Source organism: Sphaerochaeta sp. UBA5836 (assembly GCF_002432845.1).
GTDB lineage: Bacteria > Spirochaetota > Spirochaetia > Sphaerochaetales > Sphaerochaetaceae > Sphaerochaeta.
The window spans coordinates 1894-24381 of sequence record NZ_DJGW01000107.1; the positions used below are offsets into that span (position 1 = coordinate 1894).

The 22488-nt window shown below is 55.2% G+C and carries 22 protein-coding genes; 5 read left to right on the forward strand and 17 right to left on the reverse strand.

Annotated features, from left to right (window positions below; translation table 11 throughout):
• The 4 genes from B3F49_RS10415 to B3F49_RS10430 form a co-directional block, all read left to right on the forward strand.
• A partial coding sequence (locus B3F49_RS10415) for an HAD-IA family hydrolase (protein ID WP_293910880.1) occupies positions 1-572 on the forward strand: 572 nt, incomplete at its 5' end.
• A complete protein-coding gene (locus B3F49_RS10420; RefSeq protein ID WP_293910882.1) occupies positions 565-1326 on the forward strand; it encodes an energy-coupling factor ABC transporter ATP-binding protein in 762 nt (253 codons plus the stop codon). The genes B3F49_RS10415 and B3F49_RS10420, both read left to right, overlap by 8 nt.
• Entirely contained in the window at positions 1311-2018 is a 708-nt protein-coding gene (locus B3F49_RS10425) for an energy-coupling factor transporter transmembrane component T family protein (RefSeq protein ID WP_293910884.1), read from the forward strand. The genes B3F49_RS10420 and B3F49_RS10425 overlap by 16 nt, the downstream gene beginning before the upstream one ends.
• A 7-nt stretch (positions 2019-2025) precedes the next feature.
• A complete protein-coding gene (locus B3F49_RS10430; protein ID WP_293910886.1) occupies positions 2026-2574 on the forward strand; it encodes a 5-formyltetrahydrofolate cyclo-ligase in 549 nt (182 codons plus the stop codon).
• Here the strand turns inward: B3F49_RS10430 and B3F49_RS10435 are convergent.
• The 3 genes from B3F49_RS10435 to B3F49_RS10445 all read right to left on the reverse strand — a co-directional run bounded on the left by B3F49_RS10435 (position 2568) and on the right by B3F49_RS10445 (position 5477).
• Complete coding sequence (locus tag B3F49_RS10435) at positions 2568-3059, reverse strand: PTS sugar transporter subunit IIA (RefSeq protein ID WP_293893293.1); 492 nt, start codon at positions 3057-3059, stop codon at positions 2568-2570. The genes B3F49_RS10430 and B3F49_RS10435 overlap by 7 nt on opposite strands.
• 76 nt (positions 3060-3135) lie before the next feature.
• Entirely contained in the window at positions 3136-4623 is a 1488-nt protein-coding gene (gene gltA, locus B3F49_RS10440; protein ID WP_293893398.1) for an NADPH-dependent glutamate synthase, read from the reverse strand.
• Positions 4624-4628: 5 nt separating this feature from the next.
• Positions 4629-5477, reverse strand: coding sequence for a sulfide/dihydroorotate dehydrogenase-like FAD/NAD-binding protein (locus B3F49_RS10445; RefSeq protein ID WP_293893296.1), 849 nt, complete (start codon positions 5475-5477; stop codon positions 4629-4631).
• 184 nt (positions 5478-5661) lie between these two features.
• Here B3F49_RS10445 and B3F49_RS10450 point away from each other — a divergent pair, with 184 nt between their 5' ends.
• Positions 5662-6006 carry a cupin domain-containing protein gene (locus tag B3F49_RS10450; RefSeq protein WP_293893299.1) on the forward strand — a complete coding sequence of 115 codons (345 nt, stop codon included), beginning with the start codon at positions 5662-5664 and terminating at the stop codon, positions 6004-6006.
• 63 nt (positions 6007-6069) lie between these two features.
• On the opposite strand, the gene B3F49_RS10455 is transcribed toward B3F49_RS10450, so the two are convergent.
• The 14 genes from B3F49_RS10455 to amrB all read right to left on the reverse strand — a co-directional run bounded on the left by B3F49_RS10455 (position 6070) and on the right by amrB (position 22347).
• Complete coding sequence (locus B3F49_RS10455) at positions 6070-6492, reverse strand: Hsp20/alpha crystallin family protein (RefSeq protein WP_293910888.1); 423 nt, start codon at positions 6490-6492, stop codon at positions 6070-6072.
• A gap of 259 nt (positions 6493-6751) precedes the next feature.
• Entirely contained in the window at positions 6752-10408 is a 3657-nt protein-coding gene (locus B3F49_RS10460; RefSeq protein WP_293910890.1) for a phosphoribosylformylglycinamidine synthase, read from the reverse strand.
• Positions 10365-11681 carry a phosphoribosylamine--glycine ligase gene (gene purD / locus B3F49_RS10465; protein WP_293910892.1) on the reverse strand — a complete coding sequence of 439 codons (1317 nt, stop codon included), beginning with the start codon at positions 11679-11681 and terminating at the stop codon, positions 10365-10367. Before purD ends, B3F49_RS10460 begins: the two co-directional genes overlap by 44 nt.
• Before the next feature lies 1 nt (position 11682).
• Positions 11683-12840: a phosphoribosylaminoimidazolecarboxamide formyltransferase gene (locus B3F49_RS10470; RefSeq protein ID WP_293893312.1), complete on the reverse strand. Its 1158-nt coding sequence runs from the start codon at positions 12838-12840 to the stop codon at positions 11683-11685.
• On the reverse strand, positions 12827-14122 hold the full coding sequence (gene purN / locus B3F49_RS10475) for a phosphoribosylglycinamide formyltransferase (protein ID WP_293910894.1): 1296 nt from the start codon (positions 14120-14122) through the stop codon (positions 12827-12829). The genes B3F49_RS10470 and purN overlap by 14 nt, the downstream gene beginning before the upstream one ends.
• Positions 14119-15153, reverse strand: coding sequence for a phosphoribosylformylglycinamidine cyclo-ligase (purM, locus tag B3F49_RS10480; RefSeq protein WP_293893318.1), 1035 nt, complete (start codon positions 15151-15153; stop codon positions 14119-14121). The genes purN and purM overlap by 4 nt, the downstream gene beginning before the upstream one ends.
• Entirely contained in the window at positions 15143-16546 is a 1404-nt protein-coding gene (purF, locus tag B3F49_RS10485) for an amidophosphoribosyltransferase (protein ID WP_293910896.1), read from the reverse strand. Before purF ends, purM begins: the two co-directional genes overlap by 11 nt.
• Positions 16547-16548: 2 nt before the next feature.
• Entirely contained in the window at positions 16549-17262 is a 714-nt protein-coding gene (purC, locus tag B3F49_RS10490) for a phosphoribosylaminoimidazolesuccinocarboxamide synthase (RefSeq protein ID WP_293893324.1), read from the reverse strand.
• 34 nt (positions 17263-17296) lie between these two features.
• Positions 17297-17797, reverse strand: coding sequence for a 5-(carboxyamino)imidazole ribonucleotide mutase (purE, locus tag B3F49_RS10495; RefSeq protein WP_293893327.1), 501 nt, complete (start codon positions 17795-17797; stop codon positions 17297-17299).
• Positions 17798-17886: 89 nt separating this feature from the next.
• Positions 17887-18321, reverse strand: a complete 435-nt coding sequence (locus B3F49_RS10500; RefSeq protein WP_293893330.1) for a C-GCAxxG-C-C family protein — start codon at positions 18319-18321, stop codon at positions 17887-17889.
• 5 nt (positions 18322-18326) lie between these two features.
• A complete protein-coding gene (locus tag B3F49_RS10505; protein ID WP_293910898.1) occupies positions 18327-20036 on the reverse strand; it encodes an ABC-F family ATP-binding cassette domain-containing protein in 1710 nt (569 codons plus the stop codon).
• On the reverse strand, positions 19991-20953 hold the full coding sequence (gene amrS, locus B3F49_RS10510; RefSeq protein ID WP_293910900.1) for an AmmeMemoRadiSam system radical SAM enzyme: 963 nt from the start codon (positions 20951-20953) through the stop codon (positions 19991-19993). The genes B3F49_RS10505 and amrS overlap by 46 nt, the downstream gene beginning before the upstream one ends.
• Positions 20937-21497 carry an AmmeMemoRadiSam system protein A gene (amrA, locus tag B3F49_RS10515; protein ID WP_293893339.1) on the reverse strand — a complete coding sequence of 187 codons (561 nt, stop codon included), beginning with the start codon at positions 21495-21497 and terminating at the stop codon, positions 20937-20939. Before amrA ends, amrS begins: the two co-directional genes overlap by 17 nt.
• A 1-nt stretch (position 21498) precedes the next feature.
• Entirely contained in the window at positions 21499-22347 is an 849-nt protein-coding gene (gene amrB / locus B3F49_RS10520; protein ID WP_293893342.1) for an AmmeMemoRadiSam system protein B, read from the reverse strand.
• Positions 22348-22488: the final 141 nt, after the last annotated feature.

A 22488-nucleotide genomic window follows, 5' to 3' on the forward strand; every position in this document is an offset into this window, starting at 1 on the left:
CTTCATTCTCCGAACTGCCCGACCTTTTCAGACAGGCACTGCGGTCTCATAGCAAAGGAGACATAGCAGAGAAGGAGCTCTGGGAGATCTATGAGAAGGCAACAGGTTCTTCGGTTGTAAAGGATGAAGGGAGCCTGCTTGGAAAATTCTTTGAACCAACGCTCGACATCCCTACCTTGGAAATTCTCTCCGAGCTCAAGCAGCAAGGCCATCGGGTAATCTGTGGCACCAATGTCAACGATTCCCACTACACCATCCATCATCAATTGCATCAGTATGACATCTTCGATCACGTCTATGCCTCCCACCTGATGCATAGGGCAAAACCGGACAGCTCATTCTTTCAATTCATCCTTCAAAAGGAGCAACTCAAACCCGACCAGCTGTTCTTTACCGATGACATGCCTTCCAATGTTGCAAGCGCACAAGAGCAGGGCCTCATCTCCTATCCATATAGTGATGCATCCACACTTCGCCTCCAACTCATGGAGCTGGGACTCTTGCAGGTTGACAATTCCAAGCAAATCTTGCCCAATGCAGGGTCATCTGCTACAGTCGGAGCACATGATTGAAGCAAATCAGCCCATTCTTTCGGTTCAGAATCTCAGCTTTTCCTTTGAGAAGGACAAGAGTATTCTCAAGAACCTGAGTTTTACCATAGAGAAAGGATCTTTCACCCTGATCACAGGTCCCAACGGGTCAGGCAAGAGTCTCTTGCTTCGTTGCCTGAAAGGACTTCTACAGCCGACTACCGGTACGATACACCTCTTTGATGAAGACCTGACCCACAAGGCCAAGCAACGCATGCAGGCCATCGGATTGGTCTTTCAGGATGCAGAGACGCAGATAGTAGGCCAGACGGTTGAGAAGGACATCCGCTTTGGTATGGAAAACATCAGTTTGTCCAATCAGGAGCAGGAAGTCAGGCTTCAAGAGGTACTTACGCTGCTCGACCTGCATAAGATGAGGGACCAACGACCACGCACCCTCAGCGGGGGTGAAAAGCGACGGCTCGCCATCGCAGGCGTGCTGGTCATGAATCCCAAGCTCCTGGTACTGGACGAGCCCTTTGCAAACCTCGACTACCGCTCGGTTGTCAGCGTGCTCTCCACGCTGCTTCGCCTTCAGCAGGAGGGACACACCATCATCCTGGTAAGCCACGAGGTGGAGAAAACCCTTGCCCATGCCGACCACGTACTGCTGCTCGATGACGGGCTCTTGGTACAAAGCGGCACTGCCGCCGAAGTCTATCCACATCTGAAGGGGCACGGCATCTACCTGCCTTCCTCGCTTGCCATCAAGGACCTCTCATGGCTGAAGCCCTGATCTTCCACTACCGCAAGCAGAACACCTTCCTGTGCAAGGCGAACCCTGTCACCAAGATTGCAGCCATCATTGCAATCTGCGTGGTCATCCTCTCTCTCTCCTTGCCGGGCTTGCTGATGACAAGTACCGCCTTGCTTGTCGCAACCCTCGCTCAAAGGATTCCCCTACGCAGCTACAAGCGCGAGCTCAGGTACTTCGCCTTTCTCCTACTGCTCATCCTCATCACGGAGTACCTGGCAACACAGAGCCATCAGGCAGCCTTTTCAGCCTTCCTGCGCTTTGTCTGCATAATCCTATGCGGCCTGCTTATTGCCGACAGCACATCCCCCGACGACTTGGCCAGGTCGCTGGGAGGCATTCTCGACCGAATCCCGTTTGTTCGGGGATGGGAGGTAGCCAGCGCCATCGAACTGACCCTCTCCATCCTTCCCATGATCTTCGATGCATCGCTGGAAGTGGTTACCGCCAGGAAGGCTCGCCTGGAGAGACGGCGCAATCCCCTACACTCCCTCACCTCCCTGGTCTCTGCCATTTTCAGCCTGTTGCTGGACAAGGCCGAAGACCTCTCCCTGGCCTTGGAAGCAAGGCTCTTCGACCCATCCCGAACAAGGCCGAGACTTCCTTACACGACCGTCGATATACTGCTTTCCGTCCTGGTTCTTGTACTCCTTTTGTTCGCGCGTGTGTTATAGTTCATCCATGGATGCCAAACACACCTTGCGTTCACAGCTGCGCCGTCAGGCAAAACTTCTCTTAGCAGAAGATTTCTCACTAGAAGACGCCCTCAGTTGTACTGCATTGCTGCACTACAGAAGATACCGGCAGGCAGCCTGGCTGTTTGCCTATGCTCCCATGGCTTCGGAAGTGAACATCACCGAGCTGTTGCAGCATGCCATTGCACACAAGCACCTTGCCCTGCCGGTAAGCACCGAGAACGGGGACTTGGTCTTCTATGCCGTTGAGAGTCTTGATGAGTTGACTGCAGGGCGGTACGGCATCCTTGAACCCTTGAAAAATCGCATGGTTGAACCATCAGGGAAGGACATCCTTCTGGTACCAGCCCTTGCCTACAGTCGGATCGGAGAGCGCCTTGGCCGCGGAAAAGGTTACTACGACCGCTATCTCGCATCCCACCCGGAGGTTTTCAGCATCGGCGTATGTCGCAGCTGTCAATTGCTGGAAAGTATTCCCACCGAGCCGTGGGATCGGAGCGTCGATGCGGTGGTATGTGCAGGAAATTTCTACTGAACATCCTTGCAGAACCAGACGAATCGCTGCTGAACCATCATGGAGAAGAAACGCTGGCAGGCTTCATCGGACTTGCTCAGGCGAATGTCCATGAGGTGGGATCTCATCTCTTCGGTACGCACGCTGCGCAGGATTGAACTCAAGGCACCCAGGTACTCCATCTGGATGGAAGGAGAGGATGCAATGACAAACAACAGGTGCACCGGCATTCCATCGGCACTTTCGTACTCAAGGCCATCCCTGCTGATGCCCAAGGCGATACGCACCTCGTTCAACCCTAGGATCTTGCCATGGGCTATAGCCACCCCGTGCCCGATGCCGGTTGTCTGGGCCCGCTCACGACGAAGCACCCCGCGTTTGAAGCGTTCGATGTCGGGAAGAGAAGCAAATATGGTGCAGGAGTCTATCACTTCCAGGATCGCCTGGGTTTTATCAGTAGCCTGAAGCTGACAGATCACCGATCGGCAATCGTTTCGAATATCCACTATGTCACTATACACAAACACGAAATGAGCTTCAAGGCGGTGGACCCGAACAGGTTCAGGCCCACCTTTTGATGCATCAAAGCGAAGCCAGGTAGGTATTCATTGCCTTCGCCGCCTTGCGTCCCTGGCCCATGGCCAGGATGACCGTCGCAGCACCAAGTACAATATCGCCTCCGGCATAAACTCCTTTGAGCGTGGTCTCACAGGTCTCCTCATTGACGATGAAGTTGCCTCTCTTGTTGACCTCTATTCCTTCGGTGGTTGCCTTGATCAACGGATTGCTGTCATTCCCGATGGCGACGATGACCGTGTCATACTCGTACATCTTCTGGCTGCCGGGAATCTCAATCGGGCTGCGTCTGCCCGAGGCATCGGGTTCACCCAGTTCGCACGCGATCAACTCAACCCCATTGACCCGGCCCTTCTCATTGGCAGTAATCTTGAGCGGGGCATGGAGGTACAAAAACTGTACACCCTCTTCCTTGGCATGGGCGACCTCTTCCTTACGGGCGGGCATCTCAACCTCGGTGCGGCGATAGACGATCGTCACTTCCTCGGCTCCCAAGCGTTTTGCGGTACGAGCGGCATCCATGGCGACGTTGCCGCCGCCGAAAACAGCAACCTTGTGGGAGTCAAAGAGAGGAGTCAATGCCTCTCCGACGGCATATGCCTTCATGAGATTGCTGCGTGTCAGATACTCATTGGCGGAGAAGACTCCGATGTAGTTCTCTCCTTCGATGTTCATAAACTTTGGAAGACCGGCACCGGAGCCGACAAACACGGCATGAAAGCCGTCCTTTCCCATCAGATCGGAAATGGTACGGGTTTTACCGACCAAGTAGTTTCTGCGGATCTCCACCCCCATGGAAACCAGGTTGTTCAATTCATGCTCGACAATCTTCTTGGGAAGACGGAACTCCGGAATGCCATACACAAGCACACCACCAGCCTTGTGCAGCGCCTCGAACATCACCACTTCATGGCCGTTCCTTCTGAGGTCCGCAGCAGCCGAGATGCTGGCAGGACCTGTTCCCACCACTGCTACACGCTTGCCGGAAGGTTCTCCCACCTGGGGAACCTTCTCCAAACCATGCTCCCGTGCATAGTCTGCGACAAACCGCTCGATGCGGCCGATGGAAACCGACTGGTCAACATCCTTGTACATTTTCCCGACGGTGCAATAGAGCTGGCACTGGCTCTCCTGCGGACATACACGTCCACAAATGGCAGGAAGCAGACTGCTCTGCTTGATCACTTCGGCCGACTCGGCGAACTTGCCTTCGGCTGCCTTGGCGATGAAGGCAGGGATGTCGATTGCAACGGGACAACCGGCGATGCAGGGCTTGTTCTTGCACTGCAAACAGCGCATCGCCTCGATTCTCACCTGATTTTCCGTATACCCAAGAGCTACTTCCTGCATGTTGGTCACCCGAATCTCAGGATTTTGGGTGGGCATTTCCTGCAAAGGAATCCGGGCGCGTTCTTTCGGTGTCAATATCTTGTCTGCATACTGGGCCAGCAATGCTTCTGCCTGTGTATCCAACTCTTCTCTTGTAGCGTGCATACTGCTCATGCCTCCCCTTCCTTGATGTGCAAGCCGATATGGCAGCGGTGATGAGCTTCCTGTTCCTTGCTCTTGTAGGTACCCAGGCGAAGCAGCATATTGTCCCAATCGACCTGATGTCCATCAAATTCGGGGCCGTCGACACAGACAAACTTGGTCTTGCCCCCGATGGTCACCCTGCAGCCGCCACACATGCCCGTTCCGTCGATCATGATGGTGTTCAAGCTGACAATGGTGTGGATGCCATAGGGTTTGGTGGTAAGGGCGGCAAACTTCATCATAATCGGAGGACCGATGATGACGACGCAGTCGGGCTTATACGTCTCGCACAACTCCTTGAGCGGCTCGGTCACCAACGCCTTGCGCCCATACGATCCATCATCGGTTACCACAATGACCTCATCGGCGGTGGCCTTCATATCCTCTTCCATGATCAACAGGTCCTTGTTCCGGGCTCCCATGATCACCTTGACCTCGTTGCCGGCTCGCTTCATACCCTGTACGATGGGAAACAGGGGGGCCACCCCGATTCCTCCACCGACACAGACGACCTTGCCATAGTTCTTGATGTCGGTTGGCTTGCCCAAAGGCCCAAGCAGGTTTTCTATGCTGTCCCCGACTTCCAGCAGAGCCAGGCGATGGGTTGTTTCTCCGACTGCCTGGAAGATCAAGGTGATGGAACCTTTGACCGGGTCGGCATCGGCTATTGTCAAGGGAATGCGTTCACCAAAATCTCCACCCATCTGCAGGATGATGAACTGTCCCGGCTTTCTCGCCTCGGCTATCTCCCTTGCCTCAATCTCCATCCTGAAAACCTCGGCAGAGAGCCGCTGCTTTGAAAGAATCGTATTCATGTCCTCTCCTCAACACTAGTCTTGGGGTATGCACATTCCACCGGGCCGACCAACAAAAGGGTCACCCATGCGAGTAATGACAGGTGTGCATGATATTGTCAGTATTGTTTTCTCAGACAGGAGTGTCAAGTGCATCTTGCCCAAGAAGGCTCATGCTGGCAAACTGGCAGAAGGAGGGTCAATCATGATCAAAAGAGAACAGGAGATGAAGAGCGTCGTCAAGCAGAGGATGCGGGAAGGCACCGGACAGGTGGTGGTGAAGTCACTGATGGATGAGGGGACGGTATCGCACAGCCGGCTGTTTGCCGAGTTGACCATCGAGAAGGGCTGCTCCATCGGAGTGCACAACCATGTCAATGAAACCGAATATTATTGGATAACCGAAGGCAAAGGCATCGTCACGGAAGCCGATGGCGAGAAGGTTGTACAAAAAGGCGACCTGGTCATCACCGGGGGCGGCGCCAGCCATGCCATCCGCAACGACGAGGATGAAACCTTGAAATTGATGGCTCTCATCATACTGGAGTAGAGAATTGAAAACAGCCTGCAGAATTCTGCAGGCTGTTGTGTGCAAGTATATCGGCAATAGAACTTATTTGATCTTCACTTCAATGGTCTTCGGAAGGATTTCCTTCTTCTTGGGAAGGGTGAGGGTCAAAACTCCATCGGAGAACTCGCCTTCAATCTTATCCTCATCAATCCCCTCGGGGAGGCTGAAGGAACGCTCGAACTTCTTGAAGTATCGTTCGCGTACCAAGCTCTTTCTGCCATCGGCATCCTTGAGCGTTTCCTTATTGCTGGAAATCTTCAAAATATGTTTATCGACATTGACCAGGACCTCGTCCTGCTTGTAGCCTGCAAGCTCCGCCTCGATCACATACGACTTCTCAGTCTCATAGATATCCACCGGGGGAATCTTGGAGCGACTCACACCCCAGTCTGCAAAGAGATCGCCGAACAGGGAATCGAAATCCGAAAGACCGTTGTCCTGATTGTAGGTTACGTAATATTTCATGTTGATACCTCCATGTGAACTTTGCTGTGTTTTTCATTCACTAAGCATGTTGCAATTGGCGTGCCAACTTTTACCACCATCGATTTTTATATTTTTTCTTATTCCATTATATATATTTACATGTCCTTTCCACAAATTCTTCCAAACCTGTTTACTCCAACACCCTTTCTTTTTGCCCCACGGAAGCAACCAATCCGAATAAACTGTATCATAATGATACAGCCATACTCAAAAGGTCCATATTCTGCTCCCATATGACTCAACGAACGTAGTTGGCAGCCCCCATGAAGAGGCCGCAATCGGCCTCTACCGGTACATTGCGGTAAAGCTTTTTGATAGCACGTTCGCTGTGAGCCATGCGGCCGAAAACCTTACCGTCGGCGGAACTCAGCGCTTCCACCGCATACAGCGATCCGTTGGGATTGTCGATTGAGAACGGAGCTGCATGCCCCTGTTCATCGACATACTGGCTTGCTATCAGCCCCCCATCCGCCAACGCCTTCAAGGTGTCGGCATCGGCGGTGAAACGGCCTTCACCGTGACTGATCGGAAGCAAATGAATCTGCCCTACCTCATATTCACTGAACCATGGGGAGAGCGTCGAGCTGACCCGGGTCCTGACAACCGTCGAGATATGCCTGCCCTTGCGGTTGTAGTCGAGCAAAGGATCGTGCTCGTTGATTGTGGTGATACGGCCATGGGGCAGAAGCCCCAGCTGCACAAGAGCCTGGAACCCATTGCAAATTCCTCCCACCAAGCCATCACGCTGTTCAAGCAGGTTGGCAATCTCTTCCTGGATGAGTGGATTGCGCAGGAACGCTGCAATGAACTTGCCGGACCCATCGGGTTCATCAGCAGCAGAGAAGCCTCCGCTGAGGAACAAAATCTGGGACTGTCGAAGGGCATCCCGCAGACGTATGATGCTCCGTCTCACATCCTGCTCGCTTTGCGTGTTGATCACTACCGTATTGCAATCGATATTGCAGGCCTTCCAGGCACGCTCGACATCATACTCGCAGTTTGTACCGAAGAAAACCGGCATCAGTACGGTAGGTTTCTTGACAGGATAGCGCGATCGAGTTCGTGCACGCTTGGTGTACGACAAGGTGGGAAACGTCTGCGCTGCATCACGCTGCTCAAGATCGCCATACACGGATGCGAGAGGGGCTGAAAGCAGGCGATGAACCTGTTCAAGTTCCATCCTCACAAAAGGAAGGCAGAGCTCATCTTTTTGGGTCGTATATCCGATAAAGGCTCCCTCCAGGGGGAGTTCCTGGTCGCATTCCACCAGAAACGCTCCGTAACGCTTGCACAAGAGGTCCAGCTCGGCAGTAACGGTGCAGCCGATGTTGTTTCCCAAGGCCATCTTGGCAAGCGCCTCGGCAATACCTCCGTATCCCAACGCCCAGCAGGAGAGAACCTGTTTGCTCTTTACCAACCTGCTGACCTGCTCGAACAGGGCGGGAAGCTCCCTTTGCCGCTCTGCCTGCAGCAGATAGAGCTTGGAACCGGCCTTCTTCCATTCAGGGCTGAGCACATCATCCTGAAAGGCGACTGAGACCGCAAAACTCACCAAGGTAGGAGGAACATCCAGATGCATGAAGGAACCACTCATTGAGTCCTTGCCTCCGATGGCAGCCTTGCCGAAGAGTGTCTGCGCTTTGTAAGCACCCAGAAGCGCCGAGGCAACCACCCCCCATCGCTGTGGATCGTCGCCCGGCCGACCGAAATACTCTTGGAAGGTGAGATACGTCTGGTCCCAATCTCCCCCGGCTGCCACCACTTTTGCAAGCGAGTGCACCACGGCCGAAAAGGCTCCTTCGAACGGATTGGCCTGCATCAGGTAGGGATCGTATCCCCAGGATGCAAGGCTGGCGGTCGCGCTCTCGACATCAGGCAGGGCGATCAGGGCCGCCATCGCCTGAATTGGGGTGCGCATCCTTTTCCCCCCGAAGGGAAGGAGCAGCGTACCTGCACCTATGGTACTGTCGAACATCTGAGACAGGGCCTGCTTGCCGGCAACATTCAGATCTGAGAGCAGGGCCTCAAACGCCTGTGCGTTTTGTACAGATGTGCCCGCTTTTGGTTTGGCAAGGTGCGGGATATGCACCGTTGCATGCTTTTTCGCTCCGTTGCTGTCCAGCAGGGAACGGTCGATTTCTACAAGCGTCCGCCCCTGATAGGTCATCCTCAGCATCGGAAGGCTGGTTACCCGGGCGACAACGGTAGCCTCCAGATTCTCTTCATGTGCATACTGCAGAAAAGCGGGAACATCGGCAGGACCGACAACCATGGCCATTCGCTCCTGGCTCTCGCTGATCGCCCGCTCGGTACCATCGAGACCTTCGTACTTGGTGGGTATGGCATCGAGGTCGACCACAAGACCGGGGGCAAGCTCGCCGATGGCTACACTGACCCCGCCGGCTCCAAAGTCATTGCATCGCTTGATCAGCGATGAGACTTCCGCCCTGCGCAACAATCGCTGTATCTTGCGCTGTTCGGGGGCATTGCCTTTCTGCACCTCCGCGGCACAAGCGCCAAGGGATGTGCCATCGTGACTTTTGGAGGATCCGGTGGCTCCCCCGCAGCCATCCCGGCCGGTTCTCCCCCCTACCAGGATCACCAGGTCCCCTTCCTCGGGCCTCTCTCTTCTCACATACTGTTGTCTGGCGGCACCGATGACGAATCCCAGTTCAAGGTGCTTGGCAACAAAGTTCGGGTGATGGATTTCCTCCACCATGCCCGTGGCAAGTCCTATTTGGTTCCCATAGGAGCTGTATCCCAAGGCCGAGCGCTGGGCGATAACCCGCTGCGGAAGTTTTCCCTCCAATGTCTCACACAAAGGGGTACGGGGGTCGGCGGTTCCACTGATGCGCATGGCCTGATAGACGTAGGCGCGTGAGGATAGCGGGTCGCGAATCGCACCTCCGATGCAGGTGGCGGCCCCTCCGAACGGTTCAATCTCGGTTGGATGATTGTGTGTTTCGTTCTTGAAAAGCAGAAGGCAGGGAAGCAGGCCTGCATCGGTTTGGACATCGACTTTGACCGAGCAGGCATTTATCTCCTCCGAAACCTCCAAATGATCAAGCTTTCCCTGTTTTTTCAGCTGCTTGGCTGCGATGGTGGCAAGATCCATCAGGCAGATGGGTTTGTTGCAGGCAAGCGACCTGCGTGCCTCAAGGTATGATGCGAACACACAGAGAACCTGGGGATCGTCTATAACGACCTTGTCAAGTTCGGTCAAGAACGTGGTATGACGGCAGTGATCGGACCAGTAGGTGTCTATCACCTTCAACTCGGTCAGAAAGGGATCTCTGCCCTTGTCTGCAAAATATTGCTGCACCAAAGCAAGGTCATCGCTGTCCATGGCCAGGGAGTACTCTTCCAACACGTTCGAACGGTCGCTGCGGGAGCAGAACCCATCCAGGCAGGCGGGAAACGAGGGAGCGCTGCAGCTCTGCCCTATATGCTCGGGCATGTGCATGGAAGCCTCACAAGCCTCCACGGGATTGATGAGATACGCCTTGATGCGCAGTTTCTCCTCGTCCGTCAGCTCTGAGTCGAAACAGTAGAAGGTTGCACAACGAACGCTGCAATTCAGGTGTGGATAGACAAGCTGGATGCACATGGCCGTCGAATCGGAGCGCTGGTCGAACTGGCCGCCGAGCATTTCCACCCCCAATGCCCATGAGCAGGGAGGCATCTCGGAAAACAGCTCATCGCGCTGGACCATGCTCAAGATTGAGCGAGACACATACGCAGCCTCCTCATCGTTCATCCCCTCGATGTCATACCGATGATAGATTGCTGTTCGGGCGGCATTGGTAAGTGACAGGACAGAGGTAAGGGAAGCAGACAATGCCTCCTCGGCATTACGAAATCCTTGTTTGCGTCGTACCCAGAAGCGATGAACCATCACAAATCTCCTTGAGCAAGGCTTTCTTTCCGATATCCTTGCGATAGTGCATGTTTGCAAATGAAATCGAGTCTACGGCGCGATAGGCCTGCTCGATGGCTGATCGCAGCGTGTTTGAGCGGGCAACCACATGGAGAACCCTGCCTCCGGAGGTGACCAAGTTGCCGTTCTCATCAAGAGCAGTACCTGCATGCAGAACCTCGACCCCGGAAGGCAGCTTGCCGATGGAAATCCTCTTTCCCACCTCGTAGGAGAGAGGATACCCCCCGCTTGCCAGGGCAACGCTGCAGGCATACCCTCCTGTAAAGCGGACAGGAACCCTATCAAGCGTCTGGTTGGTGCAGCTGTGCAGGATATCCAAAAGGTCGCTGTCAAGCAGGCTGAGCACGGCCTCGGCTTCAGGGTCGCCGAAACGGCAGTTGTACTCTATGACCACCGGCCCTGTCCGGGTGAGCATCAAGCCGAAGAAGAGACAGCCGGTGAACGGTCTTCCTTCCCGGCGAAGGCCCCGCAAGGTTGGTTCGATGATGGTTCTTTCGCACACTGCTGCAATCTCTTCGGTGTACCAAGGGTTCGGGGCGATCACCCCCATGCCGCCGGTATTCGGTCCGTTGTCACCGTCGAAGGCGCATTTGTGGTCCATTGCACTGACCATCGCCTTGGCGGTCACTCCGTCGCTGAACACCAGAAGGGAGACTTCAGGGCCGCTTGCATACTCCTCGACGACCACCGTTTTACCGCTTGAGCCGAATTGGTTGTCGACCATCATCCCCTTCGCAGCTTCACAGGCCGTCTTTCGGTCGAAGGCGATGACCACGCCCTTGCCCAAAGCAAGGCCGTCAGCCTTTATCACGACCGGAAGAGGACAATCGGCAAGGTAGGACAGGATCCGGTCATACTCAGTGAACACCCGGTATGCAGGAGTCGGAATCCGATGGCGCTGCATGAATGCTTTGGAAAACGCCTTGCTGCCCTCAATGACGGCAGCTTCCTTGGAAGGCCCGAAACAGGGGATGTGCTGAGATCTGAATGCATCCGCCAATCCCTTGACCAAGGGTTCATCGGGGCCGACGATTGCAAGCTCTATATGCTGGCTCAGGGCGTAGCCGACGATGGATGCATGGTCGGACAGCGAAAGGTCGACCATGGTGCAAAGCTCTTGCATTCCAGCATTCCTTCCGATTGCAAACAGCACAACAGGTTGGGAGGATTTGAGCAGTGCCTTTGCCAGGGCGTGTTCACGGCCGCCGCTGCCGATGATGAGGATGCGCATGCTAATGGTGGAACAGGCGGATGCCGTTGGTGATCATGACCATGCCATACTCGTTGCACGCCTGGATCACTTGATCATCCCTCAGCGAGCCACCGCTCTGTACGATATAGGAAACACCGCTTCGGGATGCCCGGTCGATATTGTCGCGGAAGGGAAAGAACGCATCGCTGGCAAGGCTTACGCCCCCCACCTTCTCAAGGCAGGAACGCTTCTCATCTTCGGTCATCGGCAAGACATCCTCGGAGAGGAAAGGCCGGCATTGCTCTATTTCGGAGCGCAGGTAGAGTTCAACGGCATTATCCTTGTCATTGCGGCTCAGATTCGGCAGGAAAGGAAGCGAGAGAACCCTCTCACTCTGCCTGAGCTGCCACATATCAGCCTTGGTTCCGGCAAGACGGGTGCAGTGAATCCTGGACTGCTGGCCTGCTCCCACCCCGATGGTCTGACCGCGCATGGCGTAGCAAACCGAGTTCGACTGGGTGTATTTCAGGGTATTGAGAGCCACCAGCAGATCCAATTCGGCTTCAGCAGGAAGTGCAGTATTGGTTGTCACAATGGGCTTGAGGACCGAGCTGTCCAGAATTTGCGTATTTCGCATCTGGGTGAAGGTGATGCCGAATACCGACCGTTGTTCGAGCAGCGGTGGTTCAAAATCTGCGTCGATCTGCAGAATGGTATAACAGCCGCCCTTCTTCTTTTTCAAGACTTCCAAGGCTTCCTTGCTGTACGAAGGGGCTATCACTCCATCGGAAACCTCGCTCTTGATGATCAGGGCGGTTGAGAGGTCGCACTCGCTGCTGAGGCTGATGAAATCCCCGAAGCTGGACATGCGGTCGGCCCCGCGTGCACGCACATATGCACAAGCCAGGTCGCTGAGGTCGGTCTTTTCGTTGATGAAGTACATCCGCCGTTCGGTCTCGTTGAGGGCAAGACCCACTGCAGCACCAGCAGGGCTGACATGCTTGAAAGAGGCGGCGCTGGCAAGACCGGTGGCGTTTGCAAGGGAACTGACCAATTGCCAGCCGTTGAGTGCATCCAGCAAGTTGATATACCCCGCCTTGCCGCTCAGGACGGTCACCGGCAGCCGACCTTCTTCGATGCTGATGCTCGCCATTTTTTGATTGGGGTTGCAGCCATACTTCAACTCAATACGATCCATTGTCCGCTCCTTGCCTGATGACCAGCTTTGCATCATTGCCGGTCAAATCCACTTCCTTGACGAACACAGCAACACGGTATTCCTTGTCCAGCGCATCCCATATTTGGTCGGCTATCGACTGCCCATCCCCTTGCAGGTGCACCATCCTGGGCTCTCCTGTGAAACTCACAAGGGGATTCCCGTCCCTTTCATAGGTATGTATCAGATGGGCTTCACCCAACCGTACGTCCGAATAGGTATAGAAGGAACGGTCGATGCTTCCATCCGCCGACCGCCTGAGGATGGACAGCTCGTAGAACGGGTCCGTCCCCAGATGGAAGAGAGCGCTGATGCGCGGGGTATAGTTGGGCTCATCCGGCTCAAACGTACGGCTCTGCAATGATTGCTGCATATCCAGGCCTCGTCGCAAGCCATCGAGAATGGTATCGCTTTGGTCCCCGTTGGCAACCACCATATCGTTGCCCAACCTGTCCATGACACGGTAGATGATCAAGGAGGGATCGACAAGCAGGCTCTCGTCAACGGCCTTGGTCCGCACCGTATCGCCTTCGGCCACCAGGGCACGGTTCTTGCTGTGAATGCTGCGGGCTGTGATGAAGTAGGCGATGATTGCCTTCCCCCTCTCGTTCATGCCGCACACGATTCCCCTGCCGGGGTACCTGCACTCTGCCAGTTTCTGCGATAAACTCATGTTTCTCTCCATGTACAGACAGTAGGAGGCAACCGTTTTCGGAAGCAGTTTCCACTCCACCTGCTCTAAAATTCGTCGGCCCAAGGAAGAAGGAGTGTCATCATCGAGCACTTCTATTGCCTGTTGGCTCAAAATCGGTCCGCCGTCGGCAACCTCATCGACCAGGTGCACGGTGGCCCCGCTGACTTTCACCCCGCGCTGGAGGGCTGCCTGATGAACACGCTCCCCATAATACCCTTTTCCACAGAAGCTGGGTATCAGGGAGGGATGGATATTGATGATCCGCCGCCGATACCGCTCGGTCACCTTCTCCGAGAGAATCGTGAGGAAGCCTGCAAGAACCACCAGGTCGATGCGGTGCTGCTCCAAGCCGGCAAGCAACGATCTTTCGAACTCCTTTTTTCCCAACGCCTGCCTGTCCAACATCAAGGCCGTCACCCGATGCCCCGCTGCACGATCGAGGGCACTGCAGCTTCGATCGGCGATCACCAGGACAATACGCCCATCAGGGTTTCCACCCCGCTTCTCGAAATCCAGGAGAGCCTCCAGATTGCTGCCTTCGCCGCTGACCAGAACCGCTATACGTATCATACCAGAACACATGCCTTGTCGCTTGCAACCACCTCACCCAGCACATAGGAGCCTGCAAGCAGATCCAAAGCCGTCCGAACATCCTCCTTGCCGACAAAGAGAACCATCCCCACACCCATGTTGAAGGTATTGAACATATCGTGCTCGCTGACCGAACCCGCACGTTGCAAAAGGGTGAATATCGGAAGCACCCGCACGTCGCTTCTTCGTATCCTGGCGCCCAGGCCGGAAGGAAGCGAGCGGGGGATGTTCTCATAAAAGCCGCCTCCGGTGATGTGCGAGGCCCCCTTGATGCGGATCTGTCGTGCAAGACCAAGCACCTCATCGACATAGATGCGCGTGCTCTTGAGCAATGCCTCGCCCAGGGTGGTTCCCAACTCAGGGTAGACCTCCTGGAGAATTTCAGAATTGCCGTCCAAACCGAAGATATGACGGACCAAGGAAAATCCGTTGGAATGCACCCCGCTTGAGGGAAGGGCGATGAGGACATCGCCCTCTGTAATGCTTGCATTGTCGAAGATTTTGCTCTTGTCCACCAATGCGGTGCAAAAACCCGCCAGGTCGTACTCCCCACCCTGGTACATGCCCGGCATCTCGGCGGTCTCCCCCCCGATGAGGGCGCAGCCTGCCTGCCTGCAGCCTTCAGCCACTCCCTTGACGATCTGCTCAACCTTTGCAGGATCCAGATGCCCCAAGGCGATATAATCCAGGAAAACCTGCGGTTTGGCCCCGCAGCAGATGACATCGTTGACGCACATCGCCACGCAGTCGATGCCGATGGTATCGTGGCGGTCGAGGGCGAAAGCAATCTTGAGCTTGGTCCCCACCCCGTCGGTACCACAGACCAACACCGGATTGGGAGTATCCTTCACATCCAGCTCAAACAGACCTCCAAACCCTCCCAAATCCGAAACCACCCCGCTCGTATACGTGGAAGCGACATGCTTTTTCATCAACTCGACCGCCTGATAGCCCCGCCTGATATCCACTCCGGCTTCTTCATACCGGGTGCTGTAACTGTCACTGTGCATACGTTGCTCCTTTGGGCACCGCACTTGGATACACGCCGGTGAAGCATGCACTGCAAAACCCGATGCCGGGATGGTCGCTGAGTTTGACGACCTGCTCGGGAAGCAGGAAGCCCAAGGAATCGACATCGAGGATCGACTTCATCTGCTGCAAATCATACTTGCAGGCAAGTAGGTCCTTGCGCGAATCAATATCCGTTCCGTAATAGCAGGGATGCAGAAACGGGGGAGCCGAGGAGCGGAGGTGAACCTCCACCGCTCCCGCCTCCCGAAGCAGCCGGACGATGCGCTTGCTGGTGGTTCCCCTAACGATGGAGTCATCGATGAGCACCACCCGCTTGCCCCTGACCGTGGAAGCAACGGGATTGAGCTTGATGCGGACCCCGCTCTCACGATCGCCGGCCTTCGGTTGGATGAACGTGCGCCCGATGTACTTGTTCTTGATGAAGCCGATGCCGTAGGGAATGCCCGACTGACGCGAATAGCCGATGGCCGCATCGATGCCGCTGTCGGGTACACCGATGACCACGTCCGCCTGGCAGGGGTGTTCCAAAGCCAGGAAACAACCGCTTCTGATGCGCGCCTGATGGACGCTGATGGTATCGATTACACTGTCGGGGCGGGCGAAGTAGATCAACTCAAAAACACACAGGCTGCTTGCAACCTTGTTTGCATGCACAAGCGAGCTGGTCATGTTCTGGTCCTTGGCATCAACGATGCAAATTTCGCCGGGCTTCAGGTCTCGTACAAAGACCGCCCCCACCGCATCGAGTGCACAGCTCTCACTGGCAAACACATACCCGTCATCCAACTTTCCCAGACACAGCGGTCGAAAACCGTGAGGGTCGCGCACGGCGATGAGTTGGGAGGATGTCATGATCAACAAGGAATAGGCCCCTTCCAATTCCGCCATCGCTTTCTCGATCGCCTCACCGATGGTGGCAGTCGTCAGGCGATGCTTGTAAATCAGGTAGGCAATGACTTCGGTATCGCTGGTGGTGTGAAACAAGCAGCCTTCCCCTTCGAATTGCGAACGCAGCGACTCGTCGTTGGTCAGGTTCCCGTTGTGGGCGATCGCCATGCTGCCGATATGGTGCCGAATCAAAAGCGGCTGCACATTCTCACGAGACCGCTCCCCGCTTGTACCGTATCGGGTATGCACGATGGCCATCCGGGTATGCTCCTCGTCAAAGGCCAGGGCACTGGGAAACACTTCATGCACCAAGCCCATGTCCTTGTACACCGACAGCTGCCCGTTGGTGTTCAGCGCAATGCCGCACCCCTCCTGGCCTCGATGCTGCAAGGCATACAGGCCGTAGTGACAGGCAAGGCCGATAGGTTCCTTGTGCGCCGAGCTGATGCCGAACAGGCCGCAGGCTTCCTTCAGGGCACCCACGATCACTGTCTCCCCAAAAGGCGTTGCATCACTTCATGATATGCCTCTTCCACATCCCCCAAATCCCTGCGGAACCGGTCCTTGTCCAGCTTTTTGCCGGTCTTGATATCCCAGAACCGGCAGGTATCGGGGCTGATCTCATCGGCAAGCACCAGCTGTCCATCGTCAGTTATGCCAAACTCCAGCTTGAAGTCGATCAATGCGATGCCGACCTTCGCAAGGTAGGCGCTGAGGATGTCGTTGATCGCAAGGCTGTAGCGCTTGATGAGCGCAAGCTCTTCTTCGGTGGCAAGACCGAGCGCCTTGATGTGGCTCGAGTTGACCAAGGGGTCCCCAAGGTCGTCACGCTTGTAGCAGAATTCCAAGACGGTGCTTGCCAGTTTGGTACCTTCAGCAAGACCCAACCGCTGTGACAGCGACCCTGCAGCAATCGAGCGCACGATTACTTCCAAAGGAATGATTCGTACAGCTTTGACTGCGGTTTCTGTTTCCGAGAGCTGGGCGACGAAGTGGGTGGGAATGCCTTGCTTTGCAAGCAGCTGCATCAGGTGATTGGTAATCTGGTTGTTGATCGCTCCCTTTCCGAGAATCGAGCCTTTCTTCTTGCCGTTGAACGCAGTTGCATCATCCTTGTATGAAACAATATAGATACCCTTCTGGTCGGTTTCATACACCCGTTTCGCCTTTCCTTCATAGAGCATGGACAGCTTTTGCATCGCTTCCCCCTGTTGCAATAAAAAAGAGCCTTATCTACATAAAGCTCTTCGCAATTCTCCTATCGGCTTCGCGCACTGCTTCCTGGCCTGCCTGTCTTGCCGCCTCGAGCCGCAAAAGCAGCTTTGGGTCGGACAAGGCCAGGATTTGGGCGGCAAGCAAGGCTGCATTGGCCGCCCCGTCGATGGCAACCGTGGCCACCGGATACCCGCTTGGCATTTGAACAGTCGAAAGCAAGGCATCCAATCCGCCTAGAGAGGCGGAAAGCGGGAGCCCGATGACCGGCAGCAGGGTTCTGCTTGCAAGCGTGCCCGCAAGATGGGCGGCTTTCCCTGCAGCGGCTATCAGAACCCCGAAACCCTCGCTTCGTGCCTCAGAAGCGAATCGGCAAGCCTCTTCACCGAGTCGGTGCGCTGAAAGGATCCGTACAGCATAGGGGATTTCCAGTTCTGCAAGTACCTTGATGGCCGGCTGTACCAAGCTCAGGTCGTTCTCGCTTCCCAGGAGGAGGGCAACTTGTTTTCGCTCTGTCTGCATAGGCGTACGATAGCCAAAATTGCATAGTTATACAAGTGGTTATGCAACAAAACCTGCACATAACAACCATGTATGTTGTGGTTATGCACTTAGTTGTTTTCTTTTATCGCTTTTTGCAACAAATTATGCACCATGCGTACAGCATCCTCAACACATCCGTCACATGTTTGCAACACATGGCCGGTTTCATCGCCAAGCAGATCCTTGCATACCAGACTTCCGTTCTTGTCCAGGAACTCTGTCAGGATTGCCGCCGACCGGCTGTAGGAAAGACTTTTCGTCCCCGCCTCGACGCTGCCTTTGCTGGTCAGCAGCCCTACGACGGCCACCGCCCCGCTTACAGCGCCGCAGGTAGCCTGATGGGCACCCATCCCCCCGCCGAAGCCTTCCATCACCGAGAAAAGGGTTTGTTCACTCAATCCCACCTCGTCGCAGAAGGTGCAGGCCACAGCCTGGGCGCAGTTGCAGCCTTCTTTACGCAACTGCATCGCTCGTTTCACATACTCTTCTTGCATGGCTTTCATTCTTGTCACTCCCTACCTGACTTGTGCAGGTAATAGGCATAGTCACCTTCATAGATGTTGAGCATCCCTTTATCCAACTCGAACACTCGGTTGGCCAGGTGCTTGAGAAAGTACCGGTCGTGGCTGACGATCATCAGCGTACCTTCAAAGCGTGAAAGGGCGTCAAGCAGCACTTCACGACTTTGGATATCCAAGTGGTTGGTCGGTTCGTCCAATACCAAGAAATTCACGGGAACCGCCAGCATGCAGGCCAGCATCACCCTGCTCTTCTCACCCCCGCTCAGCGTCCCGATTTTCTTGTCTACGTCATCGCCACTGAAGAGAAAGGAACCAAGCATCGAGCGGATGGCGGGGATGGTGGACAGGGGAACCCGATCGAACACCTCTTCAAAAATGGTCTTGTTCGGGTCGAGCACATCGCTGGAGTACTGGCTGAAGTAGCCCATATTCACACTGGCTCCGAGGGTGGCTTCCCCGCCCGAAGCCTCTGCAAGCCCGACAATAACCTTCAGAAGGGTTGATTTGCCCGCTCCGTTGATGCCGGTCAAGGCAATCTTGTTGCCCCGCATGACCACCCCGCTGATATGCTCGAAAACCGTATGCTCCCCACCCTGCGCTTTCGGCCAACGCTTGGTCAAATCCTTGAGGACCACCACCTGGTCTCCGCTGCGCGGACAGGGTGCAAACTGCACGTGCATGATCTTCGATTCGGGAGGAAGGGTGATCCGCTCGATCTTTTCCAATGCCTTTATCCGGGACTGCACCAAGGATGCATGGCTTGCCCGGGCTGCAAACTTGGCGATGAACTCCTCGTCCTTGGCAAACCTTGCCTGCTGGCGGTTGTAGGTTGCGATCAGTTGCTCGCGCCTGATCTCCCGCTCGCGGATGTAGAAATCGTAGTCGCCGCTGTAGCTGGTCACCTGAGCGTTCGCCACTTCGACGGTGCGCTTGCAGATGCGGGTCATGAACTGGCGGTCGTGGCTGGTCATCACCACATCACCATTGAAGGATGCGAGCCACGATTCCAGATAGATGATCGACTCAAGGTCCAAATGGTTGGTCGGCTCGTCCATCAGCAGCACATCGGGATTCAGGGCGAGGATCTTGGCCAGGGCAATACGCATTTTCCAGCCGCCGCTGAAGTGTTCAACCGGTTCATGGAACCGGTCGGGGCCGATACCCAGGCCGGTGAGAATTTCCTCGCTGCGCTGGGTCAAGTCATACCCGTCACGTGCAAGAAACTCAGTTTGAAGCTGCCCGTAACGCTCCATATCCGCATCGCTGAACGCTTGGTCGGCATCAGCCATCCGGTGTTCGAGCCGCTCGAGCTCCAAACCGATCTCATAGACCGAGCCCGAGCCCGCAATGACTTCCATCAATGCACTTCGGCCTTGCATCTCCCCGACATTCTGGCTGAAATACCCTATGACGGTATTGTTGTCGACAAGTACCTGACCGCTGTCGGGCTGCTCCTCACCGGCGAGCACCCGCAGCAGGGTTGTCTTTCCGGCGCCGTTTGGGCCCACCAATCCGATCCTGTCACCATTTTTTATAAGAAAATCTGCGTCCTTGAGAATGAAACGATCCCCATAAGCCACAGTCACACCACTCAGTTTTACCACCAGATACTCCTCGAAAAGCTGAGTGTAGCAGAAAATGGTTGTGTATGTCAGGATGGCCAACGGCCGTAGATTTCCTGATTGCAGGCGCTGCATCTGCCTTCTTTCAGTGTCTTGTCATACCGGATGGGAGCATGTCGTCTGTCGGACACCACCTGGGCGTGGCACCGGGGACAGAAGGTGGCCTGCTTTTGCTCGGAGTTGCCGGCATACACATAGTCGATGCCGAAGGACGAGACTGTGTTGATCATCTGCTGCAGATAGGATTCAGAAGTTGCAGGATCGGTTGCAAGGTAGCGGGGGAAGTAGCGGCTGAGATGCCACACCTGCACCCCCCTCCCGGCCAGTTGGCCTGCCAGTGCGCGGATGTGGGCCTCATCATGCTCGCTTTCCATGACCATGGTTGTGACCTCGACATGCGCTTTCTTGCCGACAAGGTATTCGATGGCATCCAAAACCGGCTTTGCACTGCCGTTGCATCGCCGTCGATAGAAGCTCTCATCACCCTTGAGGTCTATGTTGCAGGCATCGATCAGGGGGAAAATCCGCTCGAGGGCTTCTTCGCTGAAGGTGCCGTTGGTCACCATGATGGTCGAAAGACCCTTGCTCTTGGCCAAAGAGGCAACCTCAAGCATATAATCCTGCCAGACAAGCGGTTCGCTGTAGGTAAAGCTGATCGAGGGGCAGTTGCGCTCTACAGCCAGCGACACAAGCGCAGCTGTGTCGATTGCCTCGCCGGCCTGATGTTGATGATAAGAGCTCTGGCTGATGGTGTAATTCTGACAAAAGTCGCAGGCTAGATTGCAACCGGGCATCGCCAGCGACAGCGTCTTGCTTCCCGGAAGAAAATGGTAGAGCGGTTTCTTCTCCACCGGATCGACGGCCAAGGCTGCAAGGTGCCCGTACGCTTTGGTCACGATCCGGCCCTGCTCAAGTGTTCTTACCGAACAGATGCCGCTTTGACCTTCGTCCAGAGTGCAGTGGTGGTAACAAAAATCACAACGGCTCTTCACCGAACACCTCCGCTTGGAAGACTTCAAAACGGCAGGCTCTATCGAGGTACGCTTGAGGATACAAGCCCGCCTTGAGGGAGAGGTTTGACAACATGGTCGGCAGATCCCATCCTTGTTCGCTTGCTACCTGGGGTAAAAAGACTGCACGATGATAGCCGTGGGTGAGCAGCACCCCGTCGATTCCCACCCGTATGGCTGTCCAGTCATCGATGCTCTGCATGCTGCTCAAGAGGGATATCTCAATGACCAGATGGTCCAATTCATCCTTATTCACCGGATGAAACCGGGGGTCGCTGAAGGCCGCTTGACGGGCAAGCGAGGGAATCTCCTGAAAAAGGGGGCCTTTGCCCCACAGGTTTCCGATGCAGCCCCGTAAATTCCCCTCCTTGGTTTTCAGGGTGACGAAGCAACCCATTTCCAGATTGTACGGCCTCTCGTTGGCGGCCTTCAGTTTCTCGTACAACGGCATCTGACCATGTAGGAGTGTGCTTGTAATGGCTTCTCGGGCGAGCGCCAACAATTCCTTTTGCACCACGTGCTGCATATTACCTCCACAGGATGGTTGAATAGGCGACAAAATTTGCATCAGGCGATGAGCTGATATCCAAGGAGGTGTAGTAATCGGCTACCCACCCCCTGCTTTGCATGCGACTGGCAATGTAGCTGACCACCATGGCGGGAGCATAGCCGCATACCGTGCTTCGTTTTGAGGAGCAGAAGGCAAAAGCCTCTTCGATGCGCCCTTCGCACAGCAGGTGGGAAAGTGCCAGATCATCTTCCCTGACTCGCATCGGAGCACCGCTCTGGTACGGGGTATACCCGAAACGCGGGCCGTAATGGGTGAAATCGCTGCTGGCGATGAAGGCGGTCCTTCCTGCCTTGATCTCCTCTTCCCCTACTTGTGCAACCAGAGCATCACCGATGGACTTCACCGCCTGAGGTTGGGAGAAGTGACTGATCAGGGCAAGGGTCACCTTTGGCCGAGGGGAAAGGCTCGCAATATAGGGAAGCACCATCTCCAAGGCATGCTCGCTCTGGATTGCTGAGAAGTACTTATCTTGGGCGTTGTCCAGGTTTTGACTTTCCAACATGCCGAGCGGTGTCTCCAAACCATCCAAAGGTGCACTGACCAGACAGTCAGGACTGAGGTTCGCATAATGGCTTGGGGCGAGGACGACCAGCCTCTGGATTTTTGAGAGGTCTGCAGCGAAGAAGGGGGCGATGCCTGTCTTCGAATAAAACAGCCCTGCATGGGGAAGCACGGCAAACCGGCATGGACAGTGCTGGTACGTAGTATTCTTGAGCACCGTCTCAATCGATTCGCTGATGAGAAGCTTGAGTGTCTGCTGATCGGCAGGATACCAAGATCCTGCAAAGAGTGCTTTCCGTATCATCGTGTCCAACTCCTTTGGTACCTGCTTCCATCATAGTCCACCCATGGGAGAATGCAAGGCCGCAAGCAAGAAAAGAGGCAACTTGCCTGATTGCGTGACCTATCAGACAAGTTGCCAAACGTGGAGGTAAAAACAACAAAA